Source organism: Haloferula luteola, from assembly GCF_014201715.1.
In the GTDB taxonomy this organism is placed as follows: Bacteria; Verrucomicrobiota; Verrucomicrobiia; order Verrucomicrobiales; family Akkermansiaceae; genus Haloferula; species Haloferula luteola.
The window spans coordinates 139,136-160,667 of the sequence record NZ_JACHFD010000008.1; the positions used below are offsets into that span (position 1 = coordinate 139,136).

Genomic DNA, 21,532 nt, shown 5'->3' on the forward strand with positions numbered 1-21,532 from the left:
GCCGGATAGCCAATGACAAAGGTGGGGGTGCTGCAGGGGGGGTGGTGAAAGGGTGGTGCTCAGGGCTTTGGTAGTGAAGAGATTCGGCTTGCATGCAAGGGGTTTCCAGATTACCCCCACGGCGATCAGTCATCCGGCGCACGAACGGAGTGGGTGGAATACCCACTCTTTTGCGTCTCTAGACTTCCGCTTTCCGCCGCCTCAGCAGCCATGACCAACGACATCGTCGCTCTCATCGACTACTACGAGAAGGAAAAGGGCATCGACCGTGATAAGGTGGTTGCCGCCCTCGAGTACGCCTTCATTTCCGCGTACCGGAAGATGGTACCTGGTGCAGATGCCATCGAAACCCTGCGTGCGGATGTGAATCCCAAGAAGGGAGAAACCAAGATCCATGCCACCCTTCGGGTTGTCGAAGACGAGGAATACTCGGACAAATTCAACGAGGTTCCTCTGAAATTGGCGTTGCAGCGCAATCCCTCAGCCCAGCCGGGTGATGAGATGGAGTTCAATGTGACGCCCAAGGATTTCGGTCGGATCGCGGTGCAGACGGCGAAGCAGACGATGATGCAGCGTTTGCGCCAGGCCGAGAAGGAGATGATCTACGAGGAGTTCAAGGATCGTGCAGGAGATATTGTTTCAGGCACGGTGCGGCGCTTCGATCGCAATGACGTTCTGATCGACCTCGGCAAGTTCGAGGGCGTGATGCCTTCTCGCGAGCGCGTGCAAACGGAGGAGTACAACATCGGCGACCGCATCCGGCTGTATGTGGTGGCCGTGGAGAACGAAGGCCGTGGACCGGAGATCGTGCTTTCGCGGAGCCATCCGAATTTTGTCCGCCGGTTGTTTGAGGCGGAGGTGAACGAGATTTCCGACCGCACGGTAGAGATCCGAGGGATCGCCCGTGAGGCAGGCTACCGTACCAAGGTGGCGGTTTGGAGCAATGATCCCAAGGTGGACCCGGTGGGCGCCTGTGTGGGCATGAAAGGAGCGCGCGTGAAGAACATCGTCCGCGAGCTCAACAATGAGAAGGTCGACATCATTCGTTGGAGTGAAGACCCTGAAGAATTTGTCCGCGAAGCGCTGAAGCCAGCCCAATTGCGGACCATCAAAATCGACGCCGATGCCAAGGTGGTTCTCGTCACGGTTGACGAAGAGGACCTGAGCAAGGCGATCGGGCGGCGGGGGCAAAACGCCCGCCTTTCCTCACGTCTCATGAATTGGGATGTGCAAGTCCGCAAGGACGAGAGCAAGAAGGAAGAGTTTGAAGCGAAGGTGGCTGGTGCCGCCCACTCGGTTGCCGAGCAACTGGGGATCGACGACGATCTCGCTGACAAACTTTTCCGAGCTGGGGGCACCAGTGTGGAGATGGTGGTCGACATGCCTGTCGAATACATCGTCCCGATGCTTGAGGTGACTCCTGAGCGTGCCCGGGAGATCCTGGTGCGCGCGCACGAAGCCGCGGGTCGACCGCTGCCGCCTGAGCTTTCCGAAGCTTGATCGGTTCCGGCCCTTATCCCACTGCCCCTATTTTTCTGATACCACGAACGACCGAAAGCCACCGAATGCCTGACGACAGCGAAAGCAATAAACCGAAGCGCAAAGTTCTCGATCTGATCGACGAGAAGAAGTCCCCGTCGCGCCGTGAACGGCAGCGTGCGGAGGCCGCGCAGCGGAAAACCGTCGAGGATGCAAAAAAGGAGGCGTATGATCCTTTCGCCGAGGAGAAGAAGCCGAAGGTGCGCAAGACTCAGCAGTCCGGGAAGCCGGTGCTGCCGACCATTTCCAAGCTGTTGGAGGAGGAAGATCCTTCGATGGTGAAGATGCCTGCGGTTGCCGCCCCGGTTCCGGTTGCATCGGATGAAGCTCCTGCACCCGAAGTGGTGGAGGAGTCGAAGCCGAAAGTCAGCGACGACAAGGTGATCAGCGTGAAGCCACCGATCGTGGTGAGCGAGTTGGCGACGATGATGGGCTTGAAGCCCTTCCAGCTGTTGGCCGACTTGATCAAGCTTCAGGTGTTCGTGGCGCCTCATCAGGCGATTGAGCCCGACATTGCCGCTCTGGTTTGTGAGCAGCACGGATATGTCTTCGAGCGGGAGAAACGCGAGAAGGGCGGCGGTGTTCACAAGGTCGAGGAGGTCATCGTCGAGCCGGAGGCTCCTGCCGATGAGCCGGAGGAAGCGCTGAAGTTGCGTCCGCCGATCATCACGATCATGGGGCACGTCGACCACGGGAAGACCACTCTCCTCGATCGAATTCGGAAGTCTCGGATCACGGCCAGCGAAGCGGGCGGGATCACGCAGCACATCGGTGCTTACAAGATCGAGCACGATGGCAAGCCGGTGACCTTCATCGATACGCCGGGCCACGCGATTTTCTCCTCCATGCGGGCACGGGGTGCTGATATCACGGACATCGTGGTGTTGGTGGTGGCTGCCAATGATGGTTTGATGCCTCAGACGCTGGAGGCGATTGCCCATGCGAAGAAGGCTCAGAAGACGATCATCGTGGCGATCAACAAGTGCGACTTGGAATCTGCCAATCCGATGCATGTGAAGTCCCAGCTTGCTGAGCGTGGGTTGCAGACTACGGACTTTGGTGGAGACACAGAGTGCGTGGAGATTTCCGCCCTGAATGGAAAGGGTGTGGATGAATTGCTCGATTTGCTGGCACTCCAGGCAGAAGTTTTGGAGCTGAAGGCAAATCCGAAAGGTCACGCCCGTGCATCGATCATCGAGGCAAAGTATCAGCAAGGCCGTGGTGCGGTGGCTTCGGTCATCGTCGAATCGGGCACCTTGCGGACTGGCAAGCCATTCATCTGCGGGCCATTTGCTGGAAAAGTGAAGGCGTTGATCAACGATCGTGGAGAAGCCATCAAGGAAGCCACTCCGGGGACCCCGGTGGAGGTGATCGGCTTTGAAGAGCTCCCCCGAGTGGGCGACTCGCTGGTCGAGATGGAAAACGATCGTACTTCCAAGAAGCTCGCGGGTGAGCGTCAGGAAGAATTGCGTGCGGAGCGTTTGAAGGTTCCCCAGAAGAGCCGGATGGAAGATCTTCTGGCTCACGCCCACGATGGCGGGGCGAAGGCGATTCTGCGCTTGATCCTGAAGACCGACGTGCAGGGCTCGGTGGAAGCGATCCGCAATGCTGTGCTCGATATTGAGTCGGACAAGGTGGACGTCAATTTCCTGTCAGCTGCTGCTGGCCCGATTACGGAAGGTGACGTGCAGTTGGCCAGTTCGTCGGATGCGGTGGTGATTGGTTTCAACATCAAGGTGGAAGCCAAGGCTGCCCGTCTGGCCAAGGCGGAGGGAGTTCAAATCAAGCTCTACTCGGTCGTTTACGAACTTATCGATCAGGTCCGCGAAGCAATGCTGGGCCTGCTGGAGCCGGAAACCCGCGAAAAGATCATCGGCCACGCCGAGGTGAAGCAGGTGTTCAAGGTTCTGAGGGGTCGTGCGGCAGGGTGCTACGTGAAGGATGGCAAGGTGCACCGGAAGGCGCACGCCCGTGTCATTCGCGACGGAGTGCCGGTTTTCGACGGCAAGATGTCGACGCTGCGTCGATTCCAGGACGAGGTCCAGGAGGTCAAGAATGGCATCGAGTGCGGGATTCGCTTGGGAGACTTCAACGAGTATCTGGAAGGCGATATCATCGAGTGCTACGAGCTCGAAAAGATTCCTCAAACGCTGTAAGTTCCCTAGGGGACGCGGGCAACTGAGGTTCGGTTTTCCTGAGAGGACCGAACCGTTGCGGGCGTCCCTGCTACCCCGAAACTCCGATGTCTCTTCGTTTAACCCGAGTCAACGAGCTGCTGAAGCGCGAGATTGGAACGGTGATCCAGCGTGACTACGAGTGGCACGGCGCCCTGGTGACGGTGAGCGCCGTGGAAGTGACTCAAGACCTGAAGGAGGCGAAAGTCTGGATCAGTGTGTTGGGAGGCAATTTTACCAAGGTGATGGAGAAGCTCTCGCACGAACGAGGGGCGATCCAGAACAAGGTGATGAAGCGGGTGGTGTTGAAGTCGACCCCGGTGCTTGCTTTCCGCCACGATGGTTCTGCGGAGCGGGGTGTGGAGATGGTGAATCTCCTCGAAGAAGTCGACAAGTTGCCCAAGGCACCGAGCGACGAGGAGGAGACGCCTTGAACGGACCTTGGGGGTTCGCGGGCTGAGGTTAGCGACGCTGATTTTTCGGGGTGGAGAGGTAAGTCTTCACCTCTTCGAGAGTCCGGGTGTTGAGGACATCGTCTTTTCGCAGCCAGCCTTTGCGGGCGATGCCGATGCCGAAGCGGAGGAACTGGAAGTGGTCAGGATGATGGGCATCGGGATTGATGGAAGTGAGCACGCCGAGGTCGCGAGCCTTCTTCCACCAGCGCCAGTCCATATCGAGGCGTTTGGGAGCGCAATTGAGCTCGATGATGGTTCGGGTGGCCGCGGCGCAGTCGAGGATCTTGTCGATCTGGACAGCGTAGGCATCACGTCGGAGGAGGAGCCGTCCCGTGAGGTGTCCGAGCATGGTGACATGGGGGTTTTCCATGGCTCGGATAAGGCGTCGAGTCATGGTTTCTTCATCCAGGGTGAAGGAGGCGTGGACGGAGGCGACGGAGTAGTCGAGTTGGGAAAGGATCGAGTCGTCGAAGTCGAGGGAGCCATCCTTGAGAATATCGACTTCCGAACCGGCGAAGATCCAAAGTTCATCGCCTCGGGTCTGATTCCAGTGGCGGATGGTTTGGATTTGCTCGGCGAGTCGATCTTCATTGAGCCCGTTGGCCTGGAAGGAGGCTTTGGAGTGGTCGGCGATGCCGAGGTAGCGGAGTCCGAGGTCGAGAGCGGCTTCGGCCATTTCTTCGAGGGAAGCGCGGCCGTCGGATGCGGTGGTGTGGTTATGGAAGGTGCCTCTGAGGTTCTCGAGTTCGATCAAACGAGGGAGTTGACCTTGAGAGGCGGCTTCGATCTCGCCGCGGTTCTCGCGCAATTCGGGCGGAATGCATTCGAGGCCGAGGGTTTTGTAGATTCCGGCTTCGTCGTGGATCTCAGGGATCTCCCCATCGCCGGTGAATCCGTATTCGTTGAGGGAAAGCCCCTGTTTGAGTGAGAGGGATCGCAGGGCGACGTTGTGTTCCTTTGAGCCGGTGAAGTACTGGAGAGCGAAAGGGTATTGGGAATTGGAAACGGCGCGGAGGTCGCATTGGAGGCCATTCTCAAGACGAATGGAGCATTTGGTGTCTCCCTGAACGATGACGCTCTCGGCGATGTCCAGTTGAGCGAACCAGGCGGTGAGCTCGGCGGGTCGGGAGGTGGCTGCGATGAAGTCGAGGTCGCCGATGGTTTCCTTGGAGCGACGGAGGGAGCCGGCGTGCTGGGCGCGAAGGACCTTCGGGTGCTCGCGGAGGCGAGTGAGAATCATCTCGGCGGCGTGCTGGGCGATGTCGATACGGAAGCGATCGGCGAAGGCGTCTCTGCGGGCGAGTGCCTCGAGAATCTTGGCCTCCGTTTTGGCTCCAAAGCCGCTGAGGGTAGCGACTTTTCCAGTTTCGCAGGCGGCTTTGAGGTCGGCGATGGAGCCGATGCTGAGTGCCTGATGAAGGGCGCGGATTTTTTTGGGTCCAAGGCCTTCGACTTCGAAGAGTTCGAAGAAGGAGTCGGGGTACTGGCTGCGCAGTTTCTGGTGAAAGTCGAGTTGGCCGGTGGTGGCGAGTTCGTGGAGTTTGTCCTGAAGGGCGTCCCCAATTCCTTTGATTCCCTTGAGGTCGTTGTCTTTGGCGCGTTGCACGATATCGTCATCGAAGTCGCGGACGATGTCGGCGCCTTGACGGTAGGCGCGGGTTTTGAAGGGATTCTCCCCTTGGATTTCGAGGAGCAGGGCGATTTCCTCCAGAACCTGGGCAAGGGACTCGCGGGTGACGTCGGGCATGCCCGCATTCCATCTGACGGGTGGATTCGGGAAAAGGCTTTTGGTGGGCTCGCGGAGCCAGGGGGATTTACGACTCGAGGAGAAGATCGGCGACGACGAAGCGGTGGTCGGAGTGGCGGGTGGTCACTGCACGGCAGCCGAGGGGTTTGAAGTGGCGAGTGGCGTGGATTTGATCGATGCGCAGGATGGGGATGCGGCGTTGGAAAGTATTGCCCCACCCGGTGCCGGCTTCGTCGAAGGCATCGAGAAAATCCTGGGAGAGAAGGCGATGGATGGGATCGGTCGGTGGCGCATTGAAGTCGCCAGCGAGGATCACCGGTTGGGCGCCGGGGAAGCCGCAGGTTTCTTCGAGGATGCGGAGGGCGACGGAGATTTCGAAATGGCGGGCGCGGCGATTTTCGCGGTGATTTTTCCAGCAGGTGGGGCGCCACAAGCTGAGGTCGGTGGCGGCCGAAGTGAGGTGCAGGTTGCTGACTTCGACGGTCCGACCATTGGGGAGCCGGATGGTGACGTTGTGGTTGAAGAACCGGAAGCGGATGTTGGGGTTGCGTACTTCGCGAACGATGGGCCATCGGCTGGCCACGGCGTTTCTGGAGTAAGCGCGGAAGTGAGCCTCCTTGCCGAAGAGGGCATCGGCGATTTTCTGCGCATGGGCGGGACTGATTTCCTGGAGGAGGACGATGTCGGGCTGCCAACCGCGGAGGTCGGCGGTGGGGTCTCCATAGAGAAAATGGGCCGCATTCAGGGTGATGACCCGAATCGGCTGGGTGCCGTGGTAGGCGAGGGGGGGGCCGGGCTGGGGCGGCCGCGCATGGAAATGGCCGATCACCCGGGCTTCGTCGGCACCGAGGAGAAGGGTGAATGCCCAGACGGTGGTGACGACGAGGGAAAGCGGGGCTCGAAGGGCGAGGAAAGCGAGGCAGGAGGCGAAAAGCCCGAGCCCTCCCCATACCCATATGGGCATGACGGTAAAGGCGGCCAGCAGGGATGGCTGGCGGTAGTAGGCGAAGACGGTGACGAAGTGGAGCGCCAACGAGCCGCCGATCAAGAGCCACCCGAGGCGGCGTGTGAAGCGGGTCGATGGGCGCATGGATCCGAGGGGGGTAAGGATCGACAGAAGGGGGATCTGGAGCCCCCCAGTTTTTGGGGATCAGAGCCCCGGAATTCCGAGGCCGCCAGTCAGCTTCTTCATTTCGGCCGCAGAGGCTTCTTTGCCTTGGGCAACGGCTTCCTGAACCCCCTTGAGCACGAGGTCCTGAAGGAATTCGACGTCGGAGGGGTCGACGATGGACGGGTCGATGACGATGGATTTGACGTCGCCAGCGCCCGTGGCCACGACGGTGACTTTGCCGCCCCCGACTGAGGCGGTGAAATCGGTGGAAGCGAGTTGTTCCTGCTTGGCGAGCATGCCGGCCTGCATGGCTTGGGCTTGCTTCATCATTTTGGCGATGTTCATGGCGGGATAGTGACGTCTAGATCGTGGGGAGAGGAAAGCGCCAATTTTGCGGGAGGCGAGGGAGCGGGATCAACGGAGCTTGGCTTCGAAGATTTCGAGCGCCTTGAGAATCAGTGGATCTTTGTAGAACTCGTCTTCTTGAGGTTCTGGCGGAGGCTCGGGAGTCACCGGCCCAGCGGCCGACGGGGGTGTCGGATCGAATGGAGGCGGCGACTCAGGTTCGGGTTCCGGAGGGGCTTCGGGAGCGTCTGCCTCCAAGGCATCGAAGGAGGCATCAAGGTCATCAAAGCTTTTGATCGCGATCGGTGCCGTTTTTTTTTCCGCGGGAGTCTCGGGGGGGCTTTCGTTCTGGGCTTCAGGATCAGGCTGAGTTGGAGGCTCAGGTCCTGGCTCGGCGGCCGGGGCCGAGGGTTCGACCGCAGCGGCGGGTGCTTGCGGGACTGGGCTCGAGGGCACCGAGATGGCGGGGGCCTCGGGCATTTGATCGGCGACTCCGGCGAGGACCTTGATGAGGTCGTTGATGCGGACTTCGCCAAGGATCTGAACGGCTTTGATAAGGCCGAGTTCGAAGTGCATGCGTTTGTTGGTGGCCCAGCGCATGCGGCCTTCGGTTTCGGCAAATCCGTCAATGACGGCGAGCAGGCGGTCCGGCGGGTGGGCTGACGCGGTTTGGACCAAGGCTTTCCACAACTCTTCAGGAATGCCGTCGCCGCCGGATGTTGGATCGATTCGGGCGACTAGCAGAGCGCGAAGGCAGCCGATGAGTTCGCCGAGGAGTTGGGAGAGCTCGCGGCCGGCGTCGGCCTCCCGCTGAACGATTCCGAGGGCTTGAGCGCTTTCTCGCTCAAGCAGGGAGGTCGCCAAGGCCGCGACGGTTTCGCGAGAGGTGAAGCCGAAGACGTCGAGAACGTTGGCTTCGGTGATGGAGTCGCCGCAGAAGGCCACCAACTGGTCGAGCATGGACTGGGCGTCACGCATGCCGCCATCGGCCCCTTTGGCGATGGCCCAAGCGGCGGCTTCGTCGAGGCCAACGCCCTCTTGAGAGGCGATGTAGAGAAGATGCCGGGAGATGATTTCGGCGGGAATCGGGCGGAGATCAAAGCGTTGGCAGCGCGAGAGAATGGTGGGAAGAATTTTGTGCGGCTCGGTGGTCGCGAAGATGAATTTGACGTGTTCGGGGGGTTCTTCGAGGGTTTTCAACAGCGCATTGAATGCGGAGTTGGAGAGCATGTGGACCTCATCGATGTAGTAGATTTTGAATTGCCCTGAGGAAGGGGCGTAGCGGACGGTTTCGCGCAGTTGGCGAACTTCTTCGACGCCATTGTTGGAGGCGCCGTCGATTTCGAGTACATCGAGGGAGCGGCCTTCGGCGATTTCCTGGCAGATGGTATCGTCGGGATTGAAGTCGGCCTTGGGTCCACCGGGGCAATTGAGGGCCTTGGCGAGGATGCGTGCGGTGGTGGTTTTGCCGGTGCCGCGAGGGCCGACAAATAGGTAGGCGTGGGCCAGGCGATTTTGGGCGATGGCGTTTTTCAATGTCCGCACGACATGGTCCTGGCCGAGGACGTCGTCGAAGGTGCGGGGCCGGTATTTCCGGGCGAAGACCTGGTAGCTCACGCGGCGAAGTCTAGGGGGGGATTCCGGAGAAGGGGAACTGGATAATTGGGAAGCTTTGGGAAGGGGCGGAGGAGGGAGACGAACGTGGATCGGACTAGCCGGAAGGAAAGCTCGTGGTAGGGTGGCGGTGCATGACGGAAAAGGACCCGAACACGATCGAAGGGGTGGGAAAGCGCCGCCCTCAGGAAGCTCCGAGGAAGGGTTTCCCATGGATTCGGGCATCGATTTTTGTGCTGGCCGTCGGAGCCGCAGGGGTTCCTTTCACGGAGCAGGGGAAGGATTTGATGCGGGCTGCGCTGGCTCAATGGAGAGGGACTATTGAGTCGAAGGATGTGGAGGATGCGGATCTTTTTCGACAATCTGAAGCTCGGTTGCGCGAGCAGTTTGAGGCGGACCTTGCGCAATTGCGGGAGCAGGCTCGGGCCGCGGAAGAAGCAGCTCGGAAAGCTCAATCCGCAAAGGATGAGACTTTGCCGCCGATCAATGAGCACACGGCTCAGAGTGGAGGAGATGTCAGAAAACTGCGTTCGGAAATCACCCTGAAAACCGAAGTGGAGATCGCACCTGGCACGCTGGCTTCGATCGAGCGCAAGGACGACGACGCGTATTCCGCGACCTACAAGTTGAGTGTGCGGGTGCCCGCGCCGGCGAAGACATTGGCAGAGCTGGAGCGGGTGAGTCCTGGGCTCGGCAAGATGCTTCCGGGGATGGCGCCGATGTTGGAAAAGGCAGAGGTTTCGCGCTGGTTCTATCAGCTGTATGAAAACAAGACTACGCGAGTCCGGCGGGATGCAACGCAGCTCAACGAGTTGCTGACGCGGCACAATTTTTACGACTGCGAAACGATGCTGAACCTGCGTCATCCTGAGTCGGGACGACGGGTGTTTTTGATGCAGGCGGAGATGGACGTGGTGTCCGACGGCTCGGATGGTGATCGTTTGGCGACGATGCCGGATGAGATTGTTAATTCTACTTACTATCAGCCTTTTACGAGCTACGGGTGGAAAAAGCAGACCCAGAAGCCCAACCCGATGGTGGCGGGTTGGGAGCGCCGAATTGGAAATGCGGACCGGGAATTGGCGGATCCGAAAACGACTGCGGCACGCAAGGCGTGGCTCCGGGATCGCAAGGACTATTTGAGACGCGGGATTGAGGACATGAAGTATCGGAGTTTCCTGATTGCAGAGTACGACCCGTTCATCGTGATTCCTGTCAATTTGCTGAGCTCCAGCGGCGATGGGTTTACTCCCCGAGTTGGGGACTATGCGGTGGTGGTGCACGAGGGGGTCTTGTACCCTGCCATCGTGGGCGATGGAGGTCCGACCTTCAAAGTGGGTGAGGCTTCCTTGCGAATGGCGAAACAGATCAATCCACGATCTTCACCGTATTCCCGCCCCGTTTCCGATTTGACGGTGACTTACTTGGTTTTTCCGGGGAGTCGGGAGAAGGAGCGAACTCCACCGGACTATCAGAAGTGGCGAACTCGCTGTGGGGAGTTGGTGGCGGAGATGGGCGGATTGGGAGCAGGAACGCAGCTCTTTGAATGGGAAGACACTTTGCCGAAAAAGGTCGAGCCGGAACGCGAACCTGCAGCCCTGAGCGAGCCGGCGGCCGTTGACGTGCCGACGAGCCCGGAGGGTGAGTGATCAGTCGGAGAGCCGTTCTCCAAGGCGATCGAGCAAGGCTCGTAGCGGAGCGGGCTCGGCAATTTTTTCGGGGGTGTCGAATCCGAGCCAGATGGCGGTCGATCCGCCAGGGCCAATCCGAAACAGCCAAGCATCCCGTTCGGAACCGGTGTGACCCTCGAAGCATCGGCTGACGCCGACGGATTCGAAGAGAGAAGTTGCCTCCTGAGCGGCGGCGGGGGTGATCGCCTGGGAGAGGTCGGCTTCTCGGGTATAGAGGACCTCACCGCTGGGGTTGGAGATGCGGGAAACGAGGAAGGGCGAAGGTCGCTTGCCTCGATTGGCGAGGGTGGTGAGGGCCACGGCGGCCTCCATGGGGGTGCTGGCGACGCTGCCGCGAAAGAGGTCCTCGGTCTTCTGAAACGGACCGCCGATGCCGCAGCGCTGGGCAATGCGTGCGGTTTCAATGGGCCCGATCTGGCGCCCGGTGAGCATGACGTTGTTGGGGAGGACGCGCTTTCCGCGTTCCGCCGCGGCCGCTGCGACCCAAGGGGTGAACGCGGTGCCGAGGTCGCGGCGGGCTCCGGTGCTGCGATCGTAGCGGGAGTCGAGGAAATCTCTGCCGCCGACGAGTGCGAGGACCGCGCCTGTGCGGCTTTCCAGAGTCACGGCAGCACATTGGAGGTAGGCGGGAGAGCTGCCGGCAGTGTGTTGCTGATGGGTGGGGTGATCCCATTTCCCTCCTCGCTCGGCTTCAAGCAGGCAGTTGGAGATGTCGGTTTCCAGGGTCAACTGCCAGCCGGGAGAGAGGGTGGTGTGGACGACCAATCCGTCGAGGCGGATATCAAGGGCGTCGAGGATATCATCGAGTTCCTTGCGTACGGCCTGTACGGCGTAGGAGCGTTCGGCACTGCGTTGTTCTTCGGGAATGATTTCGATCGGTTGGGCCTGGATGCGGGTTTTATCTGCCGCGGTGATCCGGCCCATGGCGATCAGGCGGTCGAGAACTTCGCTTTGTTGCGCCCGGGCTCCGTCGAGATTGCGGGCGGGGGAGAAAAGGTGGGGCCCGCGGATGATGCCGACGATCATGGCAGATTCTCCCTCACTCAGTTGGGAGACGGGTTTGCCAAAGTAGGTGCGTGCCGCTTCGTCCACGCCATGACAACCGGCGCCGAAATAGATGCGGTTGAGGTAGTGGGTCAGGATCTCGTCTTTCGAGTAGCGTTGCTCGATGCGCAGCGTGAGGGCGATTTCGAGGAGTTTCCGTTGGATGGATTTTTCGCGGATTTCGAAGGTATTCCGCGCCAGTTGCATGGTGAGGGTGGAAGCCCCTTGGGTGAAATCGCCGTCCTTGAGATTGCGCACGGTGGCGCGGGCGAGGCCGCGAAAATCGACGCCGCAGTGGTGGAAAAAGCGAGCATCTTCCCGGGCCTCCAGGCATTGGACGAGGAAGGCGGGGAGGTCTTGTCGATTGGCCAGATGTCGGGATGAACCCCAGCTGACTTCGATCGGGTTGTCATCCCGATCCAAAATGGTAGTCCGCGCGGGCATGGCTTCGACTTCATCGAGGTCGAAACGGGCCGCCCGAGCGAAGAAGAACAGGGCAAGACAGAATCCGATGAGGGCTCCTCCGAGCGTGCCCCATAGGAGAAATTTGAGCAGCGTCAAAACCCACCCGGGCAGCCAGGCAAGCCAGCGGGGAGGGCGGGAAACAGGACGCCAGGTGGACATGTTCGAGAAGGCAGGTCGGAGGAAGACTCAGGGAAGCTGTGGGGCTCAGTCAACCGGGATGGCACGAGGCACCGGTTCTTCTTCCACGGGGATCGCACGGGGCACGGCATCCGTATCGGGATCGGCCACCGGGCGGGCTTTGGGAGCCTTTTCCGAGGAGTCCGAGTTGGCGGGGACTTCTGTGTTCGGGTCAACGATTTGGGCCTTCGGGGCATCTTCGACGACTTGAGAAAGCAGGTCGTTGTGTTCGGTGCAGAGGTCATCCTCTGGAGGGAGGTGGTCACTTGGAAGGCTTTCCGTGTAAGCGGTGCCGGCGATTTCGCATCCTTGGGTGGCGCGTTTTCCGGAAGTGCGGCAGATTCGGGCTTCGGCGAAAGGTTCGGTGGAGACGAGACCTTCGGCTTTGTAGCCGAGCCGTTCGGCGGTTTTCATGACTTCGACCCAGACGGGCAAGGCCATGGTGGAGCCATAGGCGCGGTCGAAGATGGTTTTCGGTTGATCGAGGCCCACCCACACGGCGCAAGTGAGGCTGGAAGTGAACCCGGCGAACCAGGCGTCTTTGTAATCGTCGGTGGTGCCGGTTTTACCGCCGCAGGGGTGATTGAAACCGAGTCGCTTGGCCGCGGCTCCGGTGCCCCGGGTCATGACTTCGCCGAGGATGCGGGCGGTGTTGCGGGCGGCGTCGCTTTTGATGGATTGGTAGTGGACTTGATCTTTCGTGTATTCGATTTCGCCCTTTCGATTGCGGATTTCGGTGATGATGCGGGTGGGGTACCGCACGCCGCCATTGGGGAAGACGGTGTAGGCGGAAGCGACTTCTTCGGGCGAGGCCTGGAGGGTGCCGAGGTAGGAGACGGCCGTCATTTCCATCGGGCTGGTGAAGCCGACTTGGCGAACGACGTCGGCGACATGCTCAAGCCCGGCATAGTTGCCCACGCGTACGGACATGGTGTTCCGGGACCGGATGAGGCCGATGTCGACCGGCTGGTAGCCGAGGAAAGTGCCATCGGAATTGCGTGGAGACCAGGTGCCCGCTTTGCGGATTTCACCCCGGGCCAGGGGGTCGTCGGAAATCATGGCATCGGTGCGCATGCCCGACTCGAATGCGGCGGCGTAGACGAAGGGTTTGAAGGTCGAGCCTACCTGACGGCTGGCCTGAATGGCGCGGTTGTATTTCGACTCGTCGGCATCGCGGCCACCGACGGTGGCGATGATGGCTCCGGTGAGGTTTTCGATCACCACCACACTGCCTTGGAGGTAGGCGGGGTTGGGGCGAGGTTCTGGCAGCTCCTGCCAGGTGGCGCGAGTTTGGTGGCGGTAGCCGGAGCGCCGTTCGAAGGTGCGGAGATGGCGATTGAGCGCTTCTTCGGCTTTGTTTTGGACGGCGAGATCGATGGTGGTGGTGATTTGCAGGCCGCCAAATCCGATTTTTTCCTTCTCGAGGATGCGTTCAAGTTCGGGGCGGATGGCGTTGAGTGCCCATGAATCGTGGAAGACGCGGCGCCATTCGGGGCGGACTTTCACTTCTTCGGCCTTGGCCTTTTCTGCCTGCTCGGGGGTGATGAATTGGGCGACCACCATGCGATCGAGAGTGGTGTCCCGCTCATGAACCGCATCGGAGAGATCGCGAAATGGGGAGAAGGCATTGGGGCCGCGAACAATGCCGGCGAGAAGTGCCGACTCGGAGAGGGTCAGATCGCTGGCGGGCTTTTCAAAGTAAGTGCGGGAGGCTTCTTCGATGCCGCGGATGGTGTGACCCCAGAAAATGCGGTTGATGTAGTGCTCAAGGATCTCCTCTTTCGAGAAGTTGGCCTCAATCCGGTAGGTGACGGCCATTTCGAGGAATTTCCGATCGAGGTCTTGGAGGTTCGGCGAGAATTCGAGCCAGCTCGCGTAGAGGGGAAATGAATTCCGGGCGAGCTGCATGGTCAGGGTGGAGGCACCCTGGGTCATCGAGCGATCCTTGACGTTGCGCAGAGTTGCCCGTCCAAAACCTATCCAGTCGACTCCGTGGTGGGCAAAGAAGCGTTCGTCTTCTCGGGCGAGGATGGCGTAGATGAAGTCCTGTGAGACTTTTGATAGGGGGATGATGTCGCGTTTTTCTCCGCCAATGCGGCCGATTTCCTCGCCGTGGCGATCGAGCACGACGCTGCGTTCGGGCATTTCCTCGACCTTGGCCATGTCGTAGGACCGAGCTCGGGCGTAGTAGAAGAGGGCCATGGGAATGGCCACGATGGCGCCGAGCAGGGCCGGGTGGGCGATGAGGCGAAGCGCCCAACGGACCGGCAGGGGGAAAGGTGCGGTGAGTTTTTGGATGAGGAAAAACGGCCACAGAAGGACCAGCGTGCCGAGTCCACGGCGTTTCGGCTGGGGCTTGCGTCGGCGGTTGCTGCTCTCCGCCAATTCTTCGTTCGGTTTGCGTTTGGCCATGAGATAAGGGAGGCTGGGGTCATCGGCGGCGAATGTCGTTCCGCGCAGACGAAGCACGGAAATTGCGTCGCTATGACGGTTGAGAAAGCGATGAAGAAATCACGAATTTTGTATGCCGGGTGGATTTCGCTGATTCTGGCGAATTCGCTGTGGGCTGCGGAGCCCATTCATTCGCTGCAGGATGTTCGGTCTTTGGAGCAGAAAACCGTGACCTTGTCGCAGAAAGTCATGCCTGCGGTCGTGGCTTTGATTTCGACGAACACCGGGGCATCGGGCTCGGGGACGATCGTCAATGCCCAGGGGTTGATTTTGACTGCCGCGCACGTGACGCAAGGGGCGGATGTGGTTCAAGTCGTCTTTGCCAATGGTCGGCAAACATCGGCGAAGGTGCTGGGCTCGAATTTTTCTAAGGATGTCGGCATGGCCCAGATCACGGAAGAGGGCGAGTGGCCATTTGTGGAGTTGGGGGAATCGAAGCCGCTGCAGGCGGGCGACTGGGTGGTGGCGATGGGTCACAGCGAAGGATACGATCCGAACCGAACGCCTCCGGTGCGCTTTGGGCGGGTGGTGTCGGATGGCCCGGGGACGTTTTTGACGACGGACTGCACGTTGATTGGCGGTGATTCCGGGGGGCCTTTGTTTGATTTGGAGGGGAAGCTGGTGGCGGTGAATTCGTCGATCGGTGAGTCCTGGTCGAATAACAATCATGCGGGGATTGATGGTTTCCGGGAGGATTGGGATCGATTGCTGACCGGCGAGGCTTGGGGGGAATTGGAGTTGAATCCGCTGTTGAATGAGGAGCGTCCGGTGCTGGGCATCGATATCGCCGGCGAGCGGAGAGATGGGGCCGTGGTGGTGGACGACGTGACCCCCGGAGGTCCCGCACAGCGAGCTGGATTGCGCGCTGGCGATGAGATCGTGACCTTCGACGGTCAGCGGGTGCAGGGCGGTCGGGGATTGATCAATCTGGTGATGAAGAAAGAAGACGGCGATCACGTCCAGGTGGGAGTCCGTCGCGGGCGTGAGACCTTTGAGGTGGAAGTCGTTCTTTCCCGCCTGGATAAATTGGAAGTACCTCGTCGATGAACATGAGAACTTGGAAGCTTTTGTTGGGTGTGTGGGCTGCAGTGGCACCTCTCTCCGCGCAGGTGGAGCCTGAGGTGCCGCTTCAGCGGCCCGAAGAGGAAGCGGTGACAAACCGCCAATCGGACATGCTTTTTGATGCTTTGCTCCCTGTGAGTCAGACTGCTGCCGGATCGAGTGTGTGGATTTGGTCGGGCGGGCGCCAGGTGGCGATGGGCACGGTGGTGGGCGATGGCCGACGGGTGCTGACGAAGTGGAGTGAAGTGGCATTCTCCCGTGGGCCCTTGTCAGTGGTGGGAAAAGACCGCCAAGAAGCAACGGCGCAGGTGGTCGGCGTCTATGAAGATGACGACTTGGCGTTGTTGGAGATCGTCGAGGAGGACGTTTCCTGGCTGCCGGCGGAGTGGTCGGATGGTCCGTCTCCTGAGTTGGGGCGGTTTCTGGTTGCGGCGACTCCGGAAGGAATGCCCTTGCGATCAGGTGTGGTTTCGGTGGCAGAACGGGCGGAGCGAGCGTCCGACCAGGTGCTCTTCGGGGTCTATCTTGAGAAGTCCGATGACGGAAAGGCGGTGGTGATCGGGAAGATCGAAGAAGATGGTGGGGCTGAGCACGCCGGATTGAAGATCGGAGATCAGTTGTTGACGGTCGATGGGGCGGAGCTCCACGAGCCTTATGATCTCAAGGAGATGTTGGCAGGTCACTCTCCGGGGGATTCCGTGGAAGTGGAGTATTTGCGCGGAACTCAGAAAGCCAAGGCGGAGGTGATCCTCGGAGATCGGACCCGTTTCGAAGAGGGGATCCCGCAAGGTCGACTGAGAGTGATGCGGGCGATGGGCGGGCAGATCAGTGTGCGCGGCGAGAACTTTCCGGTGGTGATTCAGTCGGACATGCAGCTGAAACGGGAGCAGTGCGGGGGGCCGATTGTGGACCTCAATGGCAAGGTGGTGGGGATTTCTATCTCCCGCACTGACCGGACGCGGACCTATTTGATTCCGGCGTCACGGGTGAAAGAGCTCTTGGAGACGGAGCCGGCGAGTCCGGAATTGGTGACGCCGCTGGCCCAGGAGGGTGGCGGCGAGGAGGGAAGACCACGAGTGGAAGTGGTTCCTGTCCCCCAGGGCGCGGCGAATTCCCTGCGTTCTCATCTCGAGGAGATGAGCGAATTCATCCGCCGCCTGGAGGAGGAGATGGAGCCGTTCCGGCGTTGATCAGGATGAGGCAGGGGGGAGGGCGCCGCTCGGAGCTCTCTCCCGGTCACCGGGCAGAATCAAAGGCAGAGACGGCGAAACAGCTCGGAGAGAGGAAGCTGCATGCCGATGTAAAAGTCGCCAAACTCGCCATAGCGGGCAGAAACTTCGTCAAAGCGCATTTCATAGACGATCGATTTGATATCGATGGTGTCTTTGGCGAGGAGGGTCACCCCCCATTCATGTTCATCGAGGCCGGTGGATCCGGTGATGAGCTGGAGAATCCGGCCGGAATAGGCGCGTCCGGTGCGGGCGTGGCCGCCCATCAGTTCTTTCCGTTCTTCGAAGGGAAGGGAATACCAGTTGTCTGCACCACTGCGGCGTTTCGACATCGGGTAGAAGCAAATGGCCGGCCAGTCGGGGAGAACCGGATAGAGTCGATGCTTGAGGTAGTGGGCCATCCGCTCTTCGAATTCCTTCATCGCGGCGGCGTATTCCGGAGATTCCGGATCGAGGCCCTTTTCGCCGATGAGGGTTTCCTCGGAGTACTGGGCCGAGGTGGTGGTGTATTCGGAGCTCTCGGTTTGGGAGAGGTAGGAATAGGCGGGCGTGAGAATGTCCGGGCCCAGGGAAAGCGTCAGCCGTTTTTCAAAGGCGTTGGCGACCTGAAGGTCGGGAGTGAGCAGCATGAAGCCGAGGTCGGCCTTGGGGGTGGCGATGGAGAAAACCAACAAGTGAGTGTCGTCGGTGCTGCGGATTTCCTGCACCAATTCAGTCAAGCGGGTCTTGGCTTGGCGGCGATCCTCATCGTCGAGCATGGCCCATTGGGCGTGGTCGACGTGGTAAAAGAGGTGCATGACATGCCAGCCTTCGCGAGGGACCAGCGGGGTGACGGCAGAGTCGGAGTCGTTCATGAAAAAGGAGATCCTGGCCGGAGTGGGGGCTCAGTCGTGTTTGGGAAACAGAGGGGTCACCAGTAGCTTTTTGAAATCACTGCCGGAGGCATTCAACGAAGAGGCTTCGTAGACTTCAGCGGTCCACCGGTCGTCGTCGACGCGGTAGCCATTGAAGGCGGCGATTTGATGGAAACCATCGGTGGCAGCAAATTCGGCGGTTTCCGATCCTGATCCGGTGAATTTTCCTGCGGAGATGCTGTGGGAAATGGGATCGCCGACGAAATTTCCATCGGCGTCTTTGAACAGCACACGGAGGGCTCCGGAGCGATCGTCATCGAGAGTCACGGAGAGCACCGGGATGTAAAGGGCGGACGAAGTGGCGCGGTCGGCATGATCCCCTTCACGAATGGGCTTTCGCCAGTAGGTGTCGATTTTCTCGATGCGCACGAATTCTCCTTTGGCAGGGAGGTCTGGGAGATCGCCCCCCAGTCCTGTGGTGCGAACACTGGAAAACAGACCGGAGAGCCACCAGATCCCGAGACCGAGGAGAATGGCAGCCAAGGCACCCAAGCCGAGCATCTCGATTTTTGCCGATTGGGAGCGCGAGGCGGGAGTTCTTTGGGCCTCGGGTTCCTTGGGTGGTGTTTCGAGGGAAGGAGCCGGAGCAGGGGCAGAAAGGGTGGCGGGTGGTTCGGACGAAACTTCCTCGACGGCATCTACGGGAGGGGCCGCATCATCGGGGTCTTCGTCATCAAGGGCCAGTTCGTCTTGGTGGGGGCGAAGCGCGGTGGCTTTGCGTTCGATTTTCGGCCGCGGCGCAGCGGCTTCGGGAGCCTTCGGTTTGGGCTTGGAGGGCTTCGGGTCGGTGCTCGAAGCCGGGGGCGCGGCCGGAGAAAACTTCTCGCCGGTGGGAGCTCTGCGAGGTTCGACTTCGACGGCGGAAGGTGCATCGTCACGCTCCTCGTCGTCCAAATTCCAGAGGTCATCCTCCAGCGTTTCCTTGGAAAGATCGGAGAGGATCGGCCGGTGGCGGCGGGGCGTGGCGGCGTTGTCGGGCTCTTCGGGCATCGGTCAGGCCCCGTGATAGGAATCGGGAGATGACTTGGCCAGAGCAAACCCCGGGCGGTGATGCCACGGCCGACAAGGAAAAGGATTGCACGGCGTGCGTCGTGGCGCGATGCAAAGGCCGAGAAACTCGACTCCATTTCCCATGGCTGACCGCGAAGACAAGAATGAGGAAAACGTCGCCGGTAAGTTCTACGTCGATTCCCAGTGCATCGACTGCGACCTTTGCCGCGAGACCGCGCCAAACAATTTCACCCGCTCCGACGACGAGGGCTACTCCTACGTGTACAAGCAGCCGGAGAATGACGACGAGGTGGCCCAGTGCCGCGAAGCGATGGAAGGCTGCCCCGTCGAGGCGATCGGCGAAGACGGCGACGAATGATATGGCCCGTGGCGACCGGTTGGCTCGGATCCGTCGCGCCATCCTCGCAGAATGGCGGGGAGGCGAGGAACCGAAACACCCGGACGTCGGACTTCATCGGCCCCAGGAATACCTTGGGGCCATTCTCCAGTCGGTCGGGGCCCAGGAGGGCATCGATGAAGAGCAACTGAGGGAGCTGTGGCGTGAGATCGCCGGTGACTTGGTGGCTCGGCACGCCGCTCCGGAATCGCTGAAGAACGGCTGTCTCACCCTCAAGGTGCTGCAGCCGGCAATGCGTTTTCAGCTGGAACAGATGAAAGGACGGCTGCTCGCCAACCTCCGTGCCTCGCTTGGCGAGGGGAAAGTGAAATCCATCCGATTCTCGCTCGGCTGAGCGGTCCTGATGTTCCGCAATTTGATTTTCGACTGGTCGGGCACCTTGGTGGACGATCTTCCTCCGGTGCTGGATGCCACCAATCAGGTGCTCGGCGTGTATGGGGTGCCACCGATGGACCGGGAGACCTTCCGGCTCCGCTTCCGGTTACCCTATCGCGAGTTTTACGAGGAGATGCTGCCGGGGGTTCCGCTCGAGGAGCTTGAGGTTCATTTCCGCAAAGCATTTTCTGGGTCTTCGGAACCGGTCACGGTTCTGCCCCATGCCCGGGAGAAACTGGCCTGGTGCCAAGCGCAAGGGATTCGATGTTTCGTGCTCACGAGCATGGATTCGGATGCCTTCCGCGGGCAGCTTGAAGATTTTGGCTTAGCTGGGTATTTTGAGGCGACTTACTCCGGTGTGCTGGACAAGCGGGAGGTGATTCTTGAGATCCTTGATCGGCATCGACTGGCTCCGGGGGAAACGGCGTTTGTCGGGGACATGACTCATGATGTGGAGACGGCTCACCATGCCCAGCTCACCTCCGTGGCGGTGCTTACCGGATACACCCACGCTGGAGCCCTGGCATTGGCGCGGCCGCATCTCACGGTGCAGGATCTCGATGGGCTTCGCCGATTGATGGAGCGCCCCACCGGCAAGGCTCGCCCGGTCGCCACCGTGGGAGCCCTGATTGAGAATGATGAAGGTCAGGTGCTGATGGTGCGGACTCACAAGTGGGGACATCGCTGGGGCATTCCCGGTGGCAAGATCGAGCGGGGGGAAAATGCGGCTGCCGCCTTGGTGCGCGAGGTTCGGGAGGAAACCGGATTGGAAATTGCCGAGCCGGTTTTTGTGATGGTGCAGGACTGCATCGATTCGGATGAATTCGAGCGCCGCGAGCATTTTCTGCTGCTCAACTACCTGGCGCGGAAGACGTCTGGTGAGGTGTGCCTCAATGACGAAGCTCAGGAATTCCGGTGGTTGACCCCGGAGGAGGCTCTGAAGTTGGACCTCAATCAACCGACTCGTCTCCTGATCGAGGAGGTCTTGGAAGGAGGCACGCCATGAGCAACGGCTGGATTCACGTTCGCGGGCTTGAGGTCACGACGCGGATTGGCGTCCCGGATGAAGAGCGGGCAACGCCGCAGTTGCTGAAGGTCGATCTTTCGATGAAACCGGCCTGCGGTTTTGACGAGATGGCCGATGAGGTGGCGGCCACTCTGGATTATCACGCCATTTCGCTGGCAGTGGCGGATCTGGCAGGGCGCGGGGAACGGCGATTGGTGGAAACTCTCGCTGATGACATCGCAGAGTTGGTTCTCGGTTCCTTCGGCGCGACGACGGTGAAGGTAGAGATCCGAAAATTCATTTTGCCACAGACCGAGTGGGTCGGAGTGTCTCTTGAGAAAAATCGGCGATGAAAGTGTATGTTTACCGCGGCTGCGACACGTGTCGGAAAGCTTTGAAATGGCTCGCAGCTCAGGGGGTTGCCTTTGAGGAAATCGCGATTCGTGAGCAGCCACCCTCGGTGGACGAATTGCGGCAGGTGCGGGATGCGTTGGGCGATCTCAAGCGGCTCTTCAACACCGCAGGAGGAGACTATCGTGCGCTTGGACTCAAGGATCGGCTTCCCGGCATGAGCGAGGACGAGGCCTTCGAATTGCTCGCTGAGAATGGGAACTTGGTGAAGCGACCGTTTGTGGTAGGTGAGGGATTTGGATGGACTGGCTTCAAGGAAGAGGAGTGGAAGCAGGCCTTGGGTTTGGGCGAAGAAAGTTGAAGTCGAGAGCGGT

General features: G+C 60.2%; 19 protein-coding genes. 11 read left to right on the forward strand and 8 right to left on the reverse strand.

Features of this window, described 5'->3' with window-relative positions; genetic code table 11:
* Positions 1-210 precede the first annotated feature (210 nt).
* The 3 genes from nusA (at position 211) to rbfA (ending at position 4,147) form a co-directional block, all read left to right on the forward strand.
* Positions 211-1,500 carry a transcription termination factor NusA gene (nusA, locus tag HNR46_RS09615; protein WP_184018184.1) on the forward strand — a complete coding sequence of 430 codons (1,290 nt, stop codon included), beginning with the start codon at positions 211-213 and terminating at the stop codon, positions 1,498-1,500.
* A 65-nt stretch (positions 1,501-1,565) separates the two neighbouring features.
* A complete protein-coding gene (gene infB, locus HNR46_RS09620) occupies positions 1,566-3,695 on the forward strand; it encodes a translation initiation factor IF-2 (RefSeq protein ID WP_184018186.1) in 2,130 nt (709 codons plus the stop codon).
* 86 nt (positions 3,696-3,781) lie between these two features.
* Positions 3,782-4,147: a 30S ribosome-binding factor RbfA gene (gene rbfA / locus HNR46_RS09625; RefSeq protein WP_184018188.1), complete on the forward strand. Its 366-nt coding sequence runs from the start codon at positions 3,782-3,784 to the stop codon at positions 4,145-4,147.
* A 28-nt stretch (positions 4,148-4,175) separates the two neighbouring features.
* Here rbfA and polX read toward each other — a convergent pair whose 3' ends face one another.
* The 4 genes from polX to dnaX all read right to left on the reverse strand — a co-directional run bounded on the left by polX (position 4,176) and on the right by dnaX (position 8,988).
* Entirely contained in the window at positions 4,176-5,915 is a 1,740-nt protein-coding gene (gene polX, locus HNR46_RS09630; protein WP_184018190.1) for a DNA polymerase/3'-5' exonuclease PolX, read from the reverse strand.
* A gap of 67 nt (positions 5,916-5,982) precedes the next feature.
* Positions 5,983-7,005: an endonuclease/exonuclease/phosphatase family protein gene (locus tag HNR46_RS09635; protein ID WP_184018192.1), complete on the reverse strand. Its 1,023-nt coding sequence runs from the start codon at positions 7,003-7,005 to the stop codon at positions 5,983-5,985.
* A gap of 60 nt (positions 7,006-7,065) precedes the next feature.
* Complete coding sequence (locus HNR46_RS09640) at positions 7,066-7,371, reverse strand: YbaB/EbfC family nucleoid-associated protein (protein ID WP_184018194.1); 306 nt, start codon at positions 7,369-7,371, stop codon at positions 7,066-7,068.
* Between the two features lie 69 nt (positions 7,372-7,440).
* A complete protein-coding gene (gene dnaX / locus HNR46_RS09645; RefSeq protein ID WP_343076030.1) occupies positions 7,441-8,988 on the reverse strand; it encodes a DNA polymerase III subunit gamma/tau in 1,548 nt (515 codons plus the stop codon).
* Positions 8,989-9,119: 131 nt separating this feature from the next.
* On the opposite strand from dnaX, the gene HNR46_RS09650 reads away from it, so the two are divergent.
* Positions 9,120-10,634: a glycoside hydrolase family 75 protein gene (locus HNR46_RS09650; RefSeq protein WP_246418014.1), complete on the forward strand. Its 1,515-nt coding sequence runs from the start codon at positions 9,120-9,122 to the stop codon at positions 10,632-10,634.
* Here HNR46_RS09650 and HNR46_RS09655 read toward each other — a convergent pair whose 3' ends face one another.
* Together HNR46_RS09655 and HNR46_RS09660 are read right to left on the reverse strand one after the other, a co-directional pair.
* Positions 10,635-12,344, reverse strand: a complete 1,710-nt coding sequence (locus HNR46_RS09655) for a transglycosylase domain-containing protein (protein ID WP_184018200.1) — start codon at positions 12,342-12,344, stop codon at positions 10,635-10,637.
* A gap of 45 nt (positions 12,345-12,389) precedes the next feature.
* Positions 12,390-14,831, reverse strand: coding sequence for a transglycosylase domain-containing protein (locus tag HNR46_RS09660; protein WP_184018202.1), 2,442 nt, complete (start codon positions 14,829-14,831; stop codon positions 12,390-12,392).
* Positions 14,832-14,864: 33 nt separating this feature from the next.
* On the opposite strand from HNR46_RS09660, the gene HNR46_RS09665 reads away from it, so the two are divergent.
* Positions 14,865-15,860: a S1C family serine protease gene (locus HNR46_RS09665; RefSeq protein WP_184018204.1), complete on the forward strand. Its 996-nt coding sequence runs from the start codon at positions 14,865-14,867 to the stop codon at positions 15,858-15,860.
* Positions 15,861-15,862: 2 nt separating this feature from the next.
* Positions 15,863-17,065 carry a PDZ domain-containing protein gene (locus tag HNR46_RS09670; protein ID WP_184018206.1) on the forward strand — a complete coding sequence of 401 codons (1,203 nt, stop codon included), beginning with the start codon at positions 15,863-15,865 and terminating at the stop codon, positions 17,063-17,065.
* A gap of 59 nt (positions 17,066-17,124) precedes the next feature.
* Here HNR46_RS09670 and hemQ read toward each other — a convergent pair whose 3' ends face one another.
* Positions 17,125-17,958, reverse strand: a complete 834-nt coding sequence (gene hemQ, locus HNR46_RS09675; RefSeq protein WP_184018208.1) for a hydrogen peroxide-dependent heme synthase — start codon at positions 17,956-17,958, stop codon at positions 17,125-17,127.
* Between the two features lie 30 nt (positions 17,959-17,988).
* Entirely contained in the window at positions 17,989-19,008 is a 1,020-nt protein-coding gene (locus tag HNR46_RS09680; protein ID WP_184018210.1) for a hypothetical protein, read from the reverse strand.
* A gap of 142 nt (positions 19,009-19,150) precedes the next feature.
* On the opposite strand from HNR46_RS09680, the gene HNR46_RS09685 reads away from it, so the two are divergent.
* The 5 genes from HNR46_RS09685 to HNR46_RS09705 are packed head-to-tail and all read left to right on the forward strand — an operon-like array spanning position 19,151 to position 21,519.
* Positions 19,151-19,387, forward strand: coding sequence for a ferredoxin (locus HNR46_RS09685; protein ID WP_184018212.1), 237 nt, complete (start codon positions 19,151-19,153; stop codon positions 19,385-19,387).
* A gap of 1 nt (position 19,388) precedes the next feature.
* Positions 19,389-19,760, forward strand: coding sequence for a DciA family protein (locus tag HNR46_RS09690; RefSeq protein WP_184018214.1), 372 nt, complete (start codon positions 19,389-19,391; stop codon positions 19,758-19,760).
* 9 nt (positions 19,761-19,769) lie between these two features.
* A complete protein-coding gene (locus HNR46_RS09695) occupies positions 19,770-20,807 on the forward strand; it encodes an NUDIX domain-containing protein (protein WP_184018216.1) in 1,038 nt (345 codons plus the stop codon).
* Positions 20,804-21,160: a dihydroneopterin aldolase gene (locus HNR46_RS09700; protein WP_184018218.1), complete on the forward strand. Its 357-nt coding sequence runs from the start codon at positions 20,804-20,806 to the stop codon at positions 21,158-21,160. Before HNR46_RS09695 ends, HNR46_RS09700 begins: the two co-directional genes overlap by 4 nt.
* The gene (locus HNR46_RS09705; RefSeq protein ID WP_184018220.1) at positions 21,157-21,519 is read left to right on the forward strand and encodes an arsenate reductase family protein; all 363 of its coding nucleotides are present in this window, start codon (positions 21,157-21,159) and stop codon (positions 21,517-21,519) included. The genes HNR46_RS09700 and HNR46_RS09705 overlap by 4 nt, the downstream gene beginning before the upstream one ends.
* Positions 21,520-21,532 lie beyond the last annotated feature (13 nt).